16 protein-coding genes and 1 pseudogene are annotated in these 15,553 nt (G+C 63.3%); 8 read left to right on the top strand and 9 right to left on the bottom strand.

The features are described 5' to 3' along the window. The first annotated feature begins 15 nt into the window (after positions 1-15). Positions 16-906 carry a YicC/YloC family endoribonuclease gene (locus AC0NIH_RS25690; RefSeq protein ID WP_473462372.1) on the top strand — a complete coding sequence of 297 codons (891 nt, stop codon included), beginning with the start codon at positions 16-18 and terminating at the stop codon, positions 904-906. A 21-nt stretch (positions 907-927) separates the two neighbouring features. Next, complete coding sequence (gene gmk, locus AC0NIH_RS25685; protein WP_473462687.1) at positions 928-1,584, top strand: guanylate kinase; 657 nt, start codon at positions 928-930, stop codon at positions 1,582-1,584. Between the two features lie 6 nt (positions 1,585-1,590). Here the strand turns inward: gmk and AC0NIH_RS25680 are convergent, their stop codons facing one another. The 7 genes from AC0NIH_RS25680 to lptF all read right to left on the bottom strand — a co-directional run bounded on the left by AC0NIH_RS25680 (position 1,591) and on the right by lptF (position 9,712). Continuing rightward, positions 1,591-1,884 carry a DUF1330 domain-containing protein gene (locus AC0NIH_RS25680; RefSeq protein ID WP_473462369.1) on the bottom strand — a complete coding sequence of 98 codons (294 nt, stop codon included), beginning with the start codon at positions 1,882-1,884 and terminating at the stop codon, positions 1,591-1,593. A gap of 168 nt (positions 1,885-2,052) precedes the next feature. Continuing rightward, positions 2,053-2,877 carry a 16S rRNA (adenine(1518)-N(6)/adenine(1519)-N(6))-dimethyltransferase RsmA gene (gene rsmA / locus AC0NIH_RS25675; RefSeq protein WP_473462367.1) on the bottom strand — a complete coding sequence of 275 codons (825 nt, stop codon included), beginning with the start codon at positions 2,875-2,877 and terminating at the stop codon, positions 2,053-2,055. A 25-nt stretch (positions 2,878-2,902) separates the two neighbouring features. Further along, a complete protein-coding gene (gene pdxA, locus AC0NIH_RS25670) occupies positions 2,903-3,934 on the bottom strand; it encodes a 4-hydroxythreonine-4-phosphate dehydrogenase PdxA (RefSeq protein WP_473462684.1) in 1,032 nt (343 codons plus the stop codon). Between the two features lie 31 nt (positions 3,935-3,965). After that, positions 3,966-4,898 (bottom strand): peptidylprolyl isomerase, encoded by a 933-nt coding sequence (locus tag AC0NIH_RS25665; protein WP_023768542.1) that lies wholly within the window; start codon positions 4,896-4,898, stop codon positions 3,966-3,968. Positions 4,899-4,989: 91 nt separating this feature from the next. Next, positions 4,990-7,428, bottom strand: coding sequence for an LPS-assembly protein LptD (locus AC0NIH_RS25660; RefSeq protein WP_473462364.1), 2,439 nt, complete (start codon positions 7,426-7,428; stop codon positions 4,990-4,992). Continuing rightward, positions 7,428-8,513 (bottom strand): LPS export ABC transporter permease LptG, encoded by a 1,086-nt coding sequence (lptG, locus tag AC0NIH_RS25655; protein WP_031258544.1) that lies wholly within the window; start codon positions 8,511-8,513, stop codon positions 7,428-7,430. The genes AC0NIH_RS25660 and lptG overlap by 1 nt, the downstream gene beginning before the upstream one ends. Then, positions 8,510-9,712: an LPS export ABC transporter permease LptF gene (gene lptF, locus AC0NIH_RS25650; RefSeq protein WP_473462362.1), complete on the bottom strand. Its 1,203-nt coding sequence runs from the start codon at positions 9,710-9,712 to the stop codon at positions 8,510-8,512. The genes lptG and lptF overlap by 4 nt, the downstream gene beginning before the upstream one ends. Positions 9,713-10,076: 364 nt before the next feature. Between lptF and AC0NIH_RS25645 the strand changes: the two genes are divergently transcribed. Beyond that, positions 10,077-11,588: a leucyl aminopeptidase gene (locus AC0NIH_RS25645; protein ID WP_473462682.1), complete on the top strand. Its 1,512-nt coding sequence runs from the start codon at positions 10,077-10,079 to the stop codon at positions 11,586-11,588. A gap of 9 nt (positions 11,589-11,597) precedes the next feature. Further along, the gene (locus tag AC0NIH_RS25640) at positions 11,598-12,047 is read left to right on the top strand and encodes a DNA polymerase III subunit chi (RefSeq protein WP_473462359.1); all 450 of its coding nucleotides are present in this window, start codon (positions 11,598-11,600) and stop codon (positions 12,045-12,047) included. Between the two features lie 8 nt (positions 12,048-12,055). Here the strand turns inward: AC0NIH_RS25640 and AC0NIH_RS25635 are convergent, their stop codons facing one another. Beyond that, positions 12,056-12,406 (bottom strand): carboxymuconolactone decarboxylase family protein, encoded by a 351-nt coding sequence (locus AC0NIH_RS25635; RefSeq protein ID WP_245264319.1) that lies wholly within the window; start codon positions 12,404-12,406, stop codon positions 12,056-12,058. Positions 12,407-12,536: 130 nt separating this feature from the next. Here AC0NIH_RS25635 and AC0NIH_RS25630 point away from each other — a divergent pair, with 130 nt between their 5' ends. The 4 genes and pseudogenes from AC0NIH_RS25630 to AC0NIH_RS25615 all read left to right on the top strand — a co-directional run. Further along, positions 12,537-13,148 carry a hypothetical protein gene (locus AC0NIH_RS25630; protein WP_473462356.1) on the top strand — a complete coding sequence of 204 codons (612 nt, stop codon included), beginning with the start codon at positions 12,537-12,539 and terminating at the stop codon, positions 13,146-13,148. Beyond that, on the top strand, positions 13,145-13,993 hold the full coding sequence (locus AC0NIH_RS25625) for a 23S rRNA (adenine(2030)-N(6))-methyltransferase RlmJ (protein ID WP_473462354.1): 849 nt from the start codon (positions 13,145-13,147) through the stop codon (positions 13,991-13,993). The genes AC0NIH_RS25630 and AC0NIH_RS25625 overlap by 4 nt, the downstream gene beginning before the upstream one ends. Positions 13,994-14,090: 97 nt before the next feature. Further along, positions 14,091-14,546: a hypothetical protein gene (locus tag AC0NIH_RS25620; RefSeq protein WP_023779671.1), complete on the top strand. Its 456-nt coding sequence runs from the start codon at positions 14,091-14,093 to the stop codon at positions 14,544-14,546. Between the two features lie 297 nt (positions 14,547-14,843). Then, positions 14,844-14,996 (top strand): annotated as a pseudogene (locus AC0NIH_RS25615) (LysE family translocator); the annotation flags it as partial. Between the two features lie 33 nt (positions 14,997-15,029). On the opposite strand, the gene AC0NIH_RS25610 reads toward AC0NIH_RS25615, so the two are convergent. Next, a complete protein-coding gene (locus tag AC0NIH_RS25610) occupies positions 15,030-15,368 on the bottom strand; it encodes a transcriptional regulator (protein ID WP_023768532.1) in 339 nt (112 codons plus the stop codon). Between the last annotated feature and the right edge of the window lie 185 nt (positions 15,369-15,553).

Genomic DNA, 15,553 nt, shown 5'->3' with positions numbered 1-15,553 from the left:
GGGTGTGCAGGCGACATGAATTTGCAGAGCATGACCGGATTTGCCCGCGCCGTCGCCGAGCATGAAGGGACCTCGGTCGCGTGGGAGGTCAAGTCCGTCAACGGCAAGAGCGTCGAGGTGCGGCTGCGGCTGCCGCAAGGATTCGAGCGGCTGGAGCCGGCGGTCAGGCAAACGCTGCAGAAGCGTTTCGCCCGGGGCAATTTCCAGGCGACGCTGACCATCGGCCGTGCCGCCGGCACGCAGGCGCAGCCGATTGTCAACGAGGCGTTCCTGAAGGATCTGGCGGGGCTTGCCAAGCGGCTGCAGGAGCAATTCGGCGTTGCTCCGGCGACGGCCGACGGCCTGCTTTCGCTGCGTGGCGTGCTCGATATTCCCGAAACTATCGAAACCGAAGAAGCGCGCGCCGCGCTCGATACGGCCATCATGGCGGCGCTAGACGTGGCATTGAAGGGGCTCGAACAGGCGCGGCACGGCGAGGGTGCTGCACTGGCGCTGCTTTTGTCCGGCCATATCGATGCCATCGAGGCCTTGACGCTGCGCGCCGAGGCGGATCCGTCGCGCGATGCGGCGGCGATCCGTGAACGCATCGCCGAGCAGGTCAGGCTGCTGATGGACCCGTCCGCCAATCTGGACGCGAGCCGGCTGCACATGGAAGCGGCGTTTCTTGCCACCAAGGCCGACATTCGCGAAGAGATCGACCGGTTGAAAACGCATGTCGCGTCTGGCCGGGCGCTGATCGAGGGCGGCGGCGCCGTCGGCCGCAAGCTCGATTTTCTGGCACAGGAATTTAACCGCGAATCGAATACGCTGTGTTCGAAGTCGAACGCCGCGGCCGTCACCGCGATCGGGCTGGAACTGAAGGCCGTGGTCGACCAGTTTCGTGAACAGGTCCAAAATCTGGAGTAGCCGATGGTTGCCAAGGAACCGATGGTTGCCAAGGATTTGGGCTCCCGCATTCGTCGCCGGGGGCTGATGCTCGTCCTGTCGTCGCCGTCCGGCGCCGGCAAGTCGACCATCGCGCGCAACCTTCTGGAAAGCGACTCCAGCCTCGAACTGTCGGTCTCGGTCACCACAAGGCCGCGTCGCGGCAGCGAGATCGAAGGTGTTCACTATCATTTCCGCACGATGCGCGACTTCGAACGGTTGCGCGATTCCGACGCGCTGCTCGAATGGGCCGAGGTGCATGGCAACTGCTATGCTACGCCGCGCGAACCCGCCGAACTGGCGCTGGCGCAAGGTCGCGACATGCTCTTCGACATCGATTGGCAAGGCGCCCAGCAGCTCAAGGAGAAGATGCGCGCCGATATCGTCTCGATCTTCATCCTGCCACCGTCGATGAAGGAACTGAAGGCGCGCCTGAAGCGCCGCGCCGAGGACCAGGAAGCCGTGATCGAGACGCGGCTCAAGAACGCCCGCAACGAGATCGAGCACTGGAAGGAATATGATTTCGTCATCGTCAATGACGATCTGGATCGCGCCTTCGCCGAAGTGCGCGGCATCGTCGTGGCCGAGCGGCTAAGGCGCGATCGCCGGCCTGGTCTGTTCGATTTCGTCTCTGGCCTGTTGGACGAAAAGACCGGCTGACCGGTTTCAGGATGCCACGCCGCCGACCAGGATCAGATTGCGGCTGAGCGCGGCGTCGCGCACGTCCAGTGCAGCCGCATACTCAGCGGAAGTGTACCAACGCCTGGCCCGTTCCATGTCAGGAAATTCGACGACGATCAGCGGCCCGGGATGCCACTTGCCTTCCAGCGCCTCCACCTGGCCGCCACGCACCAGATAGCGCCCGCCGTGCTGTGCGATGGAGGCAGCGGCACGGGTTCGATAGATCTCGATCGCCTCTTCGTCGCGGATGGTGACATCGGAAATGATGTAGGCGGGCATTTGGTTCTCCAGCATGTTTGCCAGATTATCTATGCCGTGAGCGAGGCGTTTCCAGGCCAGCTGGTGCTAGAGCATTTCACCGTTTCACGGAAACGGCGAACCGCTCTATCTCTTTGTTTTTACGCAATTCCGGACGGAAAACCGTGTCACACTTTTCCTGGAATTGCTCTATACCAAATTGGTCAGTCGCACGAACTCCTCGACGCTGAGCGTCTCGGCACGGCGGGTCGGATCGATGCCTGCGCGCTCGAGCAGGGTCTCGCCGCCGAGACTTTTCACGCTCTGCCGCAACATCTTCCGGCGTTGGCCGAAAGCGGCTTCCGTGACGCGGCCGAGTTTTTTCACGTCGGCGGGCAGGGGTATCGCGCGCGGCTCCAGATGCACCACCGAAGAGGTGACCTTGGGCGGCGGCGTGAATGCCTGGGGCGGCACGTCGAAGGCCATCCTGGCCTGGGTACGCCAGCCGGCCAGCACGCCAAGCCTGCCATAGGCATCGCTGCCGGGCGCGGCGACGATGCGCTGGGCAACCTCACGCTGGAACATCAGCGTCATCGAGGCATAGAAGGGCGGCCAGTCCGTGACCGTCAGCCAGCGGATCAGCAACTCGGTGCCTATGTTGTAGGGCAGATTGGCCACGATCTTCGTCGGCTCGCCGGCGGCGAGTGCGGCAAAGTCCGTTTTCAGCGCGTCGCCGGCAATAATCTCCAGCCGGCCCGGATAATGTTCCGAAATCTCGGCCAACGCCGCGAGGCAGCGTTCGTCGCGCTCGATGGCAATGACCCGTCGGGCGCCGTTGAAAAGCAGCGCCCTTGTCAGGCCGCCAGGCCCCGGCCCAACCTCGATTATCGTGGTGTTTGTCAGGTCGCCCGCGGCACGCGCGACCTTGCTGGTTAGATTGAGGTCGAGCAGGAAATTCTGGCCGAGCGCCTTTTTCGCCTGCAGCTCATGGCGCTCGATGACGTCGCGCAGCGGCGGCAACCCGTCGATACTCATGCCGGAAAGCCAGAAGGGGGAGCACTCATGCGGCCGCGGCCCTTGCGTCGGTGTCAGCCAGCTTCCTGGCCAGCTTCAACGAAGCGATCAGGCTGTCGGGGCGCGCAATGCCCTTGCCGGCGATGTCGAAGGCGGTGCCATGGTCGGGCGAGGTGCGGATGAAGGGCAGGCCGAGCGTGACGTTGACCGCCTCGTCGAAGGCCAATGCCTTGGCCGGGATCAAAGCCTGGTCGTGATACATGCACAGCGCCGCGTCGTAGCCCGCCCGCGCCCGGGGATGGAACAATGTGTCGGCCGGCAGGGGGCCGAAAGCGTCGATGCCCTCGGCGCGCAGGATATCGACGGCCGGGCGCACGATACGCTCGTCCTCCAGGCCCATGGAGCCGCCTTCGCCGGCATGCGGATTGAGGCCGGCAATGGCGAGCCTCGGCCTGGCGATGCCGAACCGGCTGGCGAGGTCGGCAGCGGTAATGCGTGCGGTGGCCACGATCAACTCGGTGGTCAGTGCCTTCGGCACCTCGGCCAGCGCGATGTGGATGGTGACGGGAACCGTGCGCAGGTCAGGGCCCGCCAGCATCATCACCGGCAGCAGCGCCTCGACGCCGGTGTGCCGGGCCGCCAGATGCGCCAGATATTCGGTATGGCCGGGAAAGCGGAATCCGGCATCGTAAAGCGGCTTCTTGGCGATGGGGCACGTGACGATGGCGGCGGCGTCACCGGCAAGGCAGGCAGCGACAGCGCGATCGATGGCCTCGACGGTGGTGGCTGCATTGGCCGGATCCGGCCGGCCCGGGCTGTCGACGCAGCGTGCCGTCAGCGGAACGATCGGCAGGGCCTGGGCGAATGCCCGTGCCGATTGCGCGGGCGTTGTCTCGATGATCGGCACCGACAGGCCGAGCTGGCCCGCCCGGGAGGCGATCAGTGCCGGATCGGCAAGCAGATAGAAGGCAGGCACGCCAAGAGCTTCACGCGCCATGAAGGCGGCGATGGCGATTTCGGGGCCGATGCCGGATGGATCGCCGGCGCTCAACGCCAGCGCGGTCACCGCATCACCCACGTCAGCGCCATTCACGTCAGCGCCGCTCACGTTAGCGCTTGACGATGTGGGCTTTCGCCTTCAACTCTTCGACATATTTCTTGCTGAGCTCGTCGGCATTCTTGTCGCTGGAGCCTTCGCTCTGGAACACCATCTGGGCGGTCTTGTCGTCGGACACTTCACGCGATGAGCAGATACCGATGAACTCGACGCCGCGCTCGGTCTCACGCGTGACGGTGGCGCCGCCGACCTTGGTCGCCTTGATCTGCTCGGCCCAGTCCGGCGGCAATTGCGGCGCCAGCACCCGGCCCAGGTCGCGAACAGTGACGTCGATCAAGCCCTTGGCGAACTCGCGCGTCGTGGTGCAGCCGTTGAAACGGGCGCGCATGGCGTCGGCCTCGCGCTTGCGCTTGGCCAGCGTGGCGCTGCGCTCGGACGCCGGCACGACGAAGATGACCTGCTGCAGCATGTATTCGGTGGCGCTTGGCTTGGCGCCACCCTTGTCGAGCATGCGCCTGACCGCATCCTGCTCGGTTACGCTGCCGCCCTCACCGGAACGGTAGCGCGCGCTCAAGGCCTGGTTCCAGGCCATCTGGGCGCGGATGAACTCCTTGAAGTGGTCCTTGCCGACGCCGGATTTTTCCATGACGCCGTTAAGCTGACTGAGTTGCATCTTGTTGCTGGTTGCAAAGCGCTGATAGGCCGCTTCGACCTGGGCGTCGCTGATGCGGATACCAAGCCGTCTGGCTTCCGCGAGGCGCAGCGTCTGGTCGATCATTTCCTGGGCGGCATCGCCCTTCTTGCGCTGCAGTTTCAGGAAGGCGGCACGATGCGCGATATCACCAGTGGTGATCGGTACGTTGTTGACGACGTATTTGATCTCACTGGCGAAAGCCGGCGGCATCATGACGGTCATCGACACGGATGTCGCCGCCACAAGCAGCGCAAACCCTGCTGAAAAGAGGTACTTCCTCATCGTTGGCATCCCAATTTTATCATCCCGGCTCCGCCCGATTTCGTCCTCATCCGGGTGCGCGAATCCGTGCCAGCCCTATGCGGCGAAACGATGTCGCCGACTACTGGATGGTGTCGATGGCGCTGGTCGACGAGCCGAAGTCGCCGAGCGTACGGAACGACAGGTTGAAGCCGATGCTCTGCGTCACCTCCCTGGTGTTCAGGTCGCGCGACTGCGAGTACGTCATCAAATAGGTGAAGCAGGAATCATTATAGGCAAAGCCCACCCCATCCTTGACCAACAGGCTTTCCTGCAGGTCGTAGGTTCCCGTGCCGAAGACGCGCCAGTTCTCGGCAAGATGCGTCGAGGCACCCAGCGTGACTTCGTGACGGTCGGTCGTGAAACCGTAGAGCGGCTGGGCCTGGATGAAGGCGTATTTGGCGCTCAGGGATACCGGCAGCCCCGAATAGGCGGCTTTGAACTCGGCGCGGCGAATCTCGAAGGTCTGTTCGTCGAAGCGACCGCTGACCGAGGCCGCGAAACCATTCGGGCTGTTGATGCCAAACAGGCCGACATAGTCGGACTTGGTTTCCTGAAGACCCGAATAGGCGCCGACATTGACCAGATCCGGCGCCGCGAAGGAGTTCTCGCCGCCAATCTGATAGGACTGGCCGAAAATGGCGTTGGTGCCCCAGCCGTTCATATAGGAGCCGGAATAGCGGAAGCCGACATTGGCGCGCGAGCCGCCTTCCACACGGTCGTAACCGGAGAACTTGTCGCGTTCGAACAGGGTGGTCGCATCGAACACCATGCTCTGGGCGTCTTCGTTCGGAATGGCGAGGCCGCCGACATACTGTTCGTTCGGACGCACAAAGAGCTGTGCCATCGGCTCGATGACATGGCTGGACCCGCTGGCCATCGAAAACAGCAGCGGCCAGCGCATCTCCAGCCCGGCGGTTGCCATGTAACGGGCAAATGACGAGCGCATGTCGTCCTGCTCGCCCAAATTCGTCGCCATCTGGTTGACGGCGGCGAGCGAAGCCGATGACGCATTGAGATAGTCGACGTCGCCCTGCAGCGCCAGCAACGGCGTCAGCACCAGCCCGTCATCGGTAACGAATGACCGCTTCCACTCGGCCTCGGCGGTCAGGCGGCCGGATTCACCTTCAATGCCGCGCACGCGCTGGGTACCCGAGCCGGGCACGTAAGGCGTGAAGTAGGTTTGATCGAGTTCATCGCGACGGAGAACCCGCGCGTTGACATTGAGCGACAACTGGCCGCCGGCGACCGCCACGTCGGGGATGTTTGTATAGTCGAACGACGGCAGCACCCAGGGCTGCTGGTCGCTTCGCGCGGAGATATAGTTGTTGGGCGTGTTCTCCTGGACATCGAAGTGCATGGCGCGCACGTCGAAATAATTGCGGCCGTTGAGACCAGTCAGGTAAACCGTCGACTGGTGGACGGCGGCATTGTACTTGTCGATGTTGTAGGTGCTCGAGAAATTCTTGTCGGTCTGCAGCAGAACGTCCCAGCCGAAATTCCAGCGTTCGTTGATGGCGAACTTGCCCTGCGTGCCCATCATGCCGCGGAACTTGTTCGGATCGCCCGCCGCGCCCGAATCGATGTTGTGACCGCCGGTCGAAGGGAAAGCGGCGCTATCAAGGAAGGCATCCGGGTCCCGCTGCTGGATCCCCGCGATCTTCAAACTGTATTCGCCGTTGTTGAAACGCTGGCGCCACTCGGCCTCTCCGAGGAAGCCCTGCTTGGTGTAGCCGCTCCCCGACACCGTCAGGTCATAGGTCGGCGACAGTGCGAAATAATAGGGAACCTTGACGCTGTAACCCAGGTGGCTGTTGTAGCTGATGCTGGGGATCAGGAAGCCGCTCTTGCGCTTGACCGTCGGGTCGGCAATCTCGAACGCCGGCAGGTAGGCGAGCGGGAAGCCAAAGAACTCGAAATTCGCGTTCTCGAAGCGAACCGTTTTCTTCTCGCCGTTCCAGATGATCTTCCTGGCCTTCACGCGCCAGGTCGGCGCTTTGTTTGGCTTGTCCTCGCACGGCTCGCAGGCGGTGTAGACGCCATTGTGGAACGTGGTCAGCACGCCGCCCATGCGTTCGGCGCTCTCGGCGGCGAAATAGGCCTTGTCGATGGTCTCGACGCGCAGCGCGTTGACGAAACCGTCGGCGAAATCGTCGGTTATGTCGATATGATCCGAATTGATCTTGGTGCCGTCGCTGTTGATGACTTCGACATTGCCGCTGGCGACCATCCGCTTGGTATTGCGGTCGTATACGACTTTCTGGGCAACCAGGCGGTTGCCGCCATAATCGATCTGCACGCCACCGACGGCGGTCACGGTCTGGTTGTCGTTGTTGTAAACCAGCGTGTCGGCGGCCAGCAGCATTTGCGAGCCGGACGGAACCTTGGCCGCAACGTCACCGACCTCCTGCGCGACCGCAGGCAGCGGGACGGCGCAGGCAAACAAGCATGCCAAGGCGCTCGCCGCATAAAGGCGCGCCAAATGGGCCTGCCTGCTGCTGGGCAAAACCGCTTCCCTCACTAGCCGTCTTCCTTGTATAGCAGGAAAGTCACCCCGAAGAACATAGCTACCACGACCGGCACCCAGGCGGCTACGGCAGTCGGCACGAATCCCGCCACGCCGAATGCCTTCACCAGCACCGAAACGACATAAAGCAGAAAGCCGGCAACGACGCCACCCAGAATCATCGTTGCCGATTGTCCCATCCTCGCAAATCGCATTGAAACTGTTGCAGCAATCAGCGTCATGGCGACGAGGAGGAACGGCAACGCCACCAGCGAATCAAACTGCATGGCAAAGGCATTTGCCTTGAGGCCGAAGGAACGGGCAACCTCGATTTTTCCGGGCAGGTCGTAGAAAGGAATGGTTTCCGGGCGCGCCAGCCGCTCCTGCACGAATTCGGGCTTCAGATTGGTCGGCACGCGATCGTTCGCCGCAGACTGGATGACGCCGTTCCTGAAGGTCTTGACGTCCTGCAATTCCCAATAACCGTCCCGCAGGTAGGCACGCGCCGCATCCTTGCGCTCGGCGATATTGCCTTGCTGGTCGAGGATGAAAAAGACGGCGTCGGACATCTCCAGGCCCTGGTTGAGGATAGCCCGCGCGCCGATGATGGTGTCGCCGGAACTGGTTTTTTGGCGAATCCAGGGCGCCGCGTCGGCCGAAACCGTGTTTGATTTTCCGGAGCGCAACTGGGTCTCGATCTGTTCGGACAAGGAGAAGGCGTGCGCGGCGAGCGGGTTGATGATCCCGACCGATACGACGCCGAACAGCAGCGCTCCGATGCAGCACGGCAAAAGGAATTGCCAGGCGGAGACGCCGGCCGAACGCGCAATGACCAACTCATAGCGCCGGTTGAGCGATACCAGCGTCGCCATTGCCGAGAACAGGCCGACGAACGGCACCGTCTGCAGCATGATCATCGGCATCCGGAGTCCCGAAATGGCCATCGCCGTCCCATAGGTGAAGCCGGGCAAGCCGGTGGTACGGCCGGACAGTTCGGTGAAATCGATCAGGAACACCAGCGCCAGCAGGCCGAGGAAGAACCAGATCGTGATCGCCACGTAGCGGAAGAAGAAATATCGGCCCAGCGTCCAGCCCATCAGCCGACCCTCTGACCTGAAGTGTCGCGCCTGGACAAACGCAGTTTGAGGGAATTCCAGCCGTCACCGATGCGGCTGGCCAGATTTGTCATCCAGTCCGCCCAGGCCACCGGCAATTCCATGGTCCGGTTGGAGACGATGAACCAGATCGCCACCGCCGAAGCCACGATGGGCACGCCATAGACCATATAGCCGTATTGCGGGATCTCATCGGCCTTGCTCGAGGCAAAGAAGCCCAGCCAGCGCACGAACAGCGATATTGCAATGGCCGTGATCAGCGGATTGACGCGCGCCTCCCGGTGCGAGCGCGCGTCGCCCGCGACCGCCAGCGCGATCAATGCGAAGACCATGGAATAGGTCCACTCTGAAAACCGCTGGTCGATCTCGGCCCGGTACTCCTGTGGATTTTGCTGATAGTTCTTGTCGTTGGCGCTGGGATTGAGCAGGTATTGGGTGGTCTGGTCCTTCGGCAGCAGCGTTACTTGATTGGCCGCCGACATGAAGGCCGACATGTCAAAGGCATAGGAGGTGAACCGGATGACACTGAGGTCACCGGTCAGCGTTTTGCGATGGATGACGCCGTCATTCATCATCAGCACCTTCTCGCCGCCGCGTTCGATGATGCTGCCGGTCTTGGCATAATAGACGAGATTGACGCCTTCCTCGCGCGAATCGGCGACGAAGATGCCACCTAGCTTATTGTCGGGAAGCCGCTCGCCGATCTGCAGGAACAGCCCGTCCTCGATCTTTCGGAAGGTGCCTTCCTGGATGATCAGCGACAACAGGTCGGAGCGCGACTCCGCCACCAGGGCGCGGTTTTTCTGCCGCGCATAGGGGTCGATGCCGTTGTCCACCGCGAAGGAAAAGACGCTTGCGGCCAGCGCCAGAAGCATGATCGGCCGCACGATCGTCCACCGCGAGGCGCCCGAGGCGTTGACGACCGCGAGCTCCGAATCCGAATTCATGACGCTGAGTGTCTGGGCGACAGCCACCACCAGAGCGAAAGGCACGACGATCGGGATGATCGAGGGCAGGATGAGGGATGCGACCTCGAAGAAGGTCAGGGCGGACTGGCCGCTGTCGGTGACCAGATCGATCTTGGCCAGCACCTGCGTCGTCCACACGATGGCCAGCGTCCAGACCAGCGCCGCCATGAAGACCACGAAAGCGCGGCGCATGATGTAGCGTTCAACGACCGTCATGAAGGCTTTACTCGGTTTTCTCGAACGGCATCATGCCACCAAACTAAGGGTAGCTGTCCGGCGACGACCGCACAACTGGCTCCGATGGGCTCGATCAGGCAGGCGATCCGGTTCCCGTCCCACCTCGCGTGCCGCTGTGGACCGGAGTGTCGGCGGCAATGGATAAGAAAGGGCGAACATCGATGGTTAACAACAGGTTGCGGCATGAAGCGGGGCCGTGCCGCGACGAATCGCCATCGATTCCATGTGTCATATGGGTAGCCATTTTGGCAAAGTCTTGCCAAATGCCGGAAAACGACCAAATGTCGCGGATTGCTTCAAACCGCTTCGCGCACAGTCAAACACTCCCCGAAAGCAGGACATGATGAACCCGAGACCGTCGATCGCCTTTGCAAAATTCGCCGCGCCCCAGACGGCGGCGAGCAGGAAAGGCACCGTCCTCGTGCTGTCGGCGGATGACGGCGGCTTGACCGAGGCGGCCAGGGCTTACGATCCCGGCAAGACGCTGGAGCGCGCTTTCCCGGTGGCCGAGTTCACCGGCAAGTTCGCCGGCGTCGTCGAAATTCTGGCTCCGGAGGGATCCTCGCTCGACAGGTTGGTCGCGATCGGCGCCGGCAAGGCGTCGGGGCTCGACGAATATGCCTGGCTGAAACTCGGCGGCACCATTGCGGCGTCGCTGCGCAAGGCAACCGATGTGGCCGTGGTGCTCGACCTGGCCGGCGCCTCGCCCGATGGCAAGGATGCCGCCAGCCTTGCGGCGGGCATTCTCCTGCGCAGCTATTCCTTCGACAAGTACAAGACCAGGAAGGACAAGGATGACGCAAAGGCCGATCCCAGGAAGCCGGCCAAGGTCACCATCCACACCGCCGACCCGGCAGGCGCCAAGAAGGCCTTCGCGGATGCCGAGGCGGTGATCGACGGCGTGCTTCTGGCGCGCGACCTGGTCAACGAGCCGGCAAACGTGCTGGGACCGGTCGAGTTCGCTGCCCGCGCCAAGGAACTCGAGGCGCTCGGCGTCAAGGTCGAGATCCTAGCCGAGAAGGAGATGAAGAAGCTCGGCATGGGCTCGCTGCTCGGCGTCGCGCAAGGCTCGCCTCGCGGCGCCCGCATGGCCGTCATGCAGTGGAACGGCGGCAAGCCCAAGGACAGCCCTGTCGCCTTCGTCGGCAAGGGTGTCACCTTCGACACCGGCGGCAATTCGATCAAGCCCGCATCGGGCATGGAAGACATGAAGGGCGACATGGGCGGTGCCGCGGCGGTCACCGGCCTGATGCATGCGCTGGCCGCCCGCAAGGCGAAGGCCAATGTCGTCGGCATCATCGGCTTGGTGGAAAACGCCGTCGACGGCCATGCCCAGCGCCCCGGCGACATTGTCACGTCCATGTCGGGGCAGACCATCGAGGTGCTCAATACCGACGCGGAAGGGCGCCTCGTGCTGGCCGACGCGCTGTGGTACTGCAACGACCGCTTCCAGCCGAAATTCATGGTCAATCTGGCGACGCTGACCGGCGCCGTCATGGTCGCGCTCGGCGTGCATTACGCCGGCCTGTTCTCCAACAATGACGAGTTGGCGCAAAGGCTGACGGCGGCGGGCCAGTCGACGCAGGAGCGGCTGTGGCGCATGCCGCTTGGCGCCGAATACGACAAGCTGATCGATTCCAAGAACGCCGACATGAAAAACATCGGCGGCCGCTACGGCGGCGCGATCATCGCCGCGCAGTTCCTGCAGCGCTTCGTCAAGGACACGCCCTGGGCGCATCTCGACATCGCCGGCACGGCGATGGGCTCGCCGTCGAACGAGATCAACCAGTCGTGGGCCTCGGGCTTTGGCGTGCGGCTGCTCGACCGCCTGGTGCGCGATCATTACGAGAGCTGACCTCGATCCATGGCCGAAGTGCTGTTCTACCATCTGACCGAATCGACGCTGGAGGATGCGCTGCCGGGTCTGCTCGAGCGCAGCGTCGATCGCGGCTGGCGCGCCGTGGTGCAGACCGGCACCGAGGAGCGGCGCGACGCGCTAGACCAGCACCTGTGGACCTTCCGGGACGATTCGTTCCTGGCGCACGCGACCGATCGTGAGGCCTATCCCGGCGAACAGCCTATCCTGTTGACCACCGGCGACGGCAATCCCAACGAAGCCAAAATAAGGTTCCTTGTCGATGGCGCGACGCCGCCCGACCTCAGCAGCTACGAGCGTGCCGTGTTCCTGTTCGACGGCCATGACGCCGCCCAAGTCGATGCGGCCCGGGCGCATTGGAAGACGATGAAGGACGCGGGCCACGCCGTGACCTATTGGCAGCAGACGCCGGACCGGCGCTGGGAGCGCAAGGCTTAGCCCCGCGGCTATTGCCCGCCCATTTCCTTCTTGAATGTCGCGAAATCGACCTGCATGCCATTGAAGATGGTGCTCCAGTGGCGGGTCAGCGCGGACATCGCCACCGCTTCCTGGATCTCCTCTTCGGTGGCGCCGGCTCGCTTGGCGTCCCGCGTGTCCGACCATATGCAGTAGTTGCACGGAATCTGCGCTGCCACCGCCAGTGAGATCAGCGACTTGACCTTTGGCGGCAGCGCCGTCTTGTCGCTGAGCTCGATGGCCTTGACCTCGGCCCAGGCACCGGGCAGACCGGCTTTTGGAAACTGCTTCACGAAGCTGGGCACGCCGCCCATGGTCGACTGGATATCCTTTATCGTCACATCATAGTCGTCGGCGTACACTGGCGCCGTGGCGAGCGAGAAGATGCAGGCCGAAGCGGCGAGCGCCTGCGCGACGGCGCCAACGCAAGCTAGTTGTCCGGCAAGGTGCGATTACAAGGTGACTGTCCGAATGCGCTTTCTGTTTGTCCTGATCCTGCTGGCCGGCGCCGGCGTCGGCGTCATCTATCCCTGGGCGATGACCAATTTTTCCGGCCGCGAGATCGGCACCTGGCGGGTCTATGAGCAGGGCCGCTTCAGACCGCTGACCGTGCCACTGAAGAGCCGCGATGCACCGGTGCGGGTGCTTGTCGACCTGACCGCGAGGGCCGAACGCATCGTTTCGCAGCAGCGTACGGTGCTGACGCTGACCGCGGCCACCAATGGCCGCACCGTGCTCGCATCGACGCTGCAGTTCAACCACGTGGACAACCCGCGCCAGGCCAGTCCGCAACTGCCCGACAAGATCTTTCGCGACGAGGCCGGACTGATCCCGGCGGTCAGCACCGGTTCCTACCTCTTCACCGTCGGCCCGGGCGATGCCGAGGACATACCGATGCGGGCGGTCGACCTGATCTTGCGTTCCGGTGTCGGCGAAACCGACAGCCGTGCGCGGCCGGTCGGCTTCTCCCTGATGGCGGTCGGCTTGATCGGCCTCCTGCTGTCCCTGCGCTCCGGCGGCGGCCGGCCCGACAATCCGAACTCGCAGCCGCCACCGCCGCGCTGGGGCAGGGGGGCCACGTGAACTACCGTCACGCCTACCACGCCGGAAATTTTGCCGACGTCGTCAAGCACGTCGTGCTGACGCGCCTGCTCGAATACCTGAAGCAGAAGGACAAGGCGTTTCGCGTCGTCGATACCCATGCCGGCATTGGCCGCTACGATCTGTCGTCAGTCGAAGCCCAGAAGACCGGCGAATGGCTGGGCGGTATCGGCCGGCTGATCGACGCCTCGTTCGACGCCAGGGCGGCGGAGCTGCTGACGCCCTACCTGGAGACGGTGCGGTCGCTCAATCCCGAGGGCGGTATGAAGAAATATCCAGGCTCACCGCTGCTCGCACGCGATCTCCTGCGCAAGCAGGACCGGTTGTCGGCGATCGAACTCCACCCCAAGGACGCGGCGAGGCTGAAGGCGGAATTCGCCGGCGATTTCCAGGTGAGGGTGATGGAACTCGACGGCTGGCTGGCGCTCGGGGCGCATGTGCCGCCGAAGGAAAAGCGCGGCCTGGTGCTCATCGATCCGCCATTCGAGGAAGAGGGCGAGTTCGGCCGCCTCGTCGACGGGCTCATAAGGGCGCACAAGCGCTGGCCTGGCGGCATCTATGCGCTGTGGTACCCGATCAAGGACCGCAAGGCGATCATCGCCTTCAGGAAAGCGCTGAAGCAATCCGGCATCCCGAAAATCCTCGATATAGAATTCGAGATCAGGCCGGCCTCATCGGAACCCAGTCTCGACGGCAGCGGCATGGTGGTGGTCAATCCGCCCTTCACGCTGGAAGCCGAATTGCGAACCGTGTTGCCGGCACTGCACAAATTGCTCGCCGTGGCAAAGCCGGCGCACTGGACGCTGGACTGGCTGGCCGCGGAATAGGTCGAGGTTTCGAACCGGGAAACCATTGTTTCGGCAACCGCTTGACCGACGCCAAGCGAATCCGCACAGTGCGCGCAATCGACCTTGAGAGGCTGTCATGACTCGCTTCGCCAAATCCGCACTTGCTGCCCTGATTTCGCTCTGCACTTCGCTCGCCGCGCCCCTCGGTGTCACCCAGGCTGTGCAGGCGGCCGACCTTGTCGGCGTCTATCCCGACGACGATGGCGGCGTCTGCGGCGAGCCCTGGGTGCTGAACAAGATCACCCACCGCTTCTCCTACCAGGTGCGTCACGTGCCGCACCTGCCGGATGTGCAGATCACCGATTTCCGGCGCATCCACCAGCACCGTTATCTGCCCGCCAACGACACCTGGCCGATCGGCCGCCGCTATTGTGGCGCCACCGTCAGCCTCTCCGACGGCCGTGACCGGACCATCTGGTATCTGATCGAGGAAGGCCAGGGCTTCGCTTCGATCGGCGACAATGTCGAATTCTGCGTTTCGGGCTTCGACCGCTGGATGGTCTACAACGGCCGCTGCCGCGTCCTGCGCTGAACCCAGCCTACCTTCGCGATCCCTTTCGCGCCAGCAGCCTGATCGGCTGCGGGCGCTTTCGCGTACTGTGTTGACAGGCAATGCGATCCATCTCGCCATCGTTGCGCTCGGCGCCGTCTGCCCCGGCTACCAACCATGACGATAAGGGACGTGCCGATCGAACCGGGCGGCAGCAGCGCCACGATCGACAAAGGATTGCTTGCCATACTCGCCGTCACGATGCTCGGTCCCCCTAGCGCGCCAGTTCACCCTGGCGGCCGGCGCGGTGCCGGTGCCTCCCGTCGTGACTCGGTTGGCAGTACCGTCGAGGCCGTGGTGATTGGCGGACGCGTCATGCTTGCCGGTCGAGCCCGCAAACTGTTGCGCTCGCCAGGCATCGTGCGTCGCGTCGACCGCGCGGCTGGCGGCGTGATGATTGGCGCCGGCGTCGCCGTGGTCGCCACACACTGAAAGCGTTGCCGGCCGCGACCGATGGCCAATGATCTACGAAGAGCGCCGCCGCGTTCTGGGCTGAGGGCGATCCGCCGCCGGTTCCGCTTCATCGAGGATGGCCCGAAGCCAGGCGGCATGACTGCGAAAGGCGCGCCGCCCCATCGTTGTTGCCCAGACCCGCGTTTGCGGCCGCCGCTCGACGAAAAGCTTTTCGACATCGACGTAGCCGGCCCTTGCAAGCGTCTCGATGTGCGCGCCGAGATTGCCGTGCGTGGCTTCGACCATGTCCTTTAATCGGGTGAATTCAAGCGCTTCGCGCCTGTCCAGCGTGTGCAGGATGGCCATGATCCTGAGTCGCGTGCTTTGATGGATGACCTCGTCGGCGCTCATGAATTGGCTCCGGCATGAAAAGGCCGCGGGTGATCGACGGCGATGCCGTCGCCATGGAGCGTCACCCCCGCGTTTCCCCACAGCGACGGCGTCCTTTCCTCTTCTGCGATCGGCATCGAAACAGCCCGTTGTTTTGCACAGAATACTCTGTCATGCAGAGTTATCTGTCAATCAGTCGAAAGGTG

The sequence above is a fragment of the Mesorhizobium sp. WSM1386 genome, assembly GCF_055901595.1.
Note: the sequence above shows the minus strand (reverse complement) of the source record. Positions and strands in the feature narration are given on the sequence as shown.

Bases quoted from the DNA above. Each gene is read 5' to 3' on its own strand.
- AC0NIH_RS25630 (WP_473462356.1), top strand. From the start codon at position 12,537: ATGCGCTTTCTGTTTGTCCTGATCCTGCTGGCCGGCGCCGGCGTCGGC.
- AC0NIH_RS25640 (WP_473462359.1), top strand. From the start codon at position 11,598: ATGGCCGAAGTGCTGTTCTACCATCTGACCGAATCGACGCTGGAGGAT.
- AC0NIH_RS25665 (WP_023768542.1), bottom strand. From the start codon at position 4,898: ATGCCAACGATGAGGAAGTACCTCTTTTCAGCAGGGTTTGCGCTGCTT.
- AC0NIH_RS25645 (WP_473462682.1), top strand. From the start codon at position 10,077: ATGAACCCGAGACCGTCGATCGCCTTTGCAAAATTCGCCGCGCCCCAG.
- AC0NIH_RS25680 (WP_473462369.1), bottom strand. From the start codon at position 1,884: ATGCCCGCCTACATCATTTCCGATGTCACCATCCGCGACGAAGAGGCG.
- rsmA (WP_473462367.1), bottom strand. From the start codon at position 2,877: ATGAGTATCGACGGGTTGCCGCCGCTGCGCGACGTCATCGAGCGCCAT.
- lptF (WP_473462362.1), bottom strand. From the start codon at position 9,712: ATGACGGTCGTTGAACGCTACATCATGCGCCGCGCTTTCGTGGTCTTC.
- AC0NIH_RS25620 (WP_023779671.1), top strand. From the start codon at position 14,091: ATGACTCGCTTCGCCAAATCCGCACTTGCTGCCCTGATTTCGCTCTGC.
- AC0NIH_RS25690 (WP_473462372.1), top strand. From the start codon at position 16: ATGAATTTGCAGAGCATGACCGGATTTGCCCGCGCCGTCGCCGAGCAT.
- AC0NIH_RS25610 (WP_023768532.1), bottom strand. From the start codon at position 15,368: ATGAGCGCCGACGAGGTCATCCATCAAAGCACGCGACTCAGGATCATG.
- gmk (WP_473462687.1), top strand. From the start codon at position 928: ATGGTTGCCAAGGATTTGGGCTCCCGCATTCGTCGCCGGGGGCTGATG.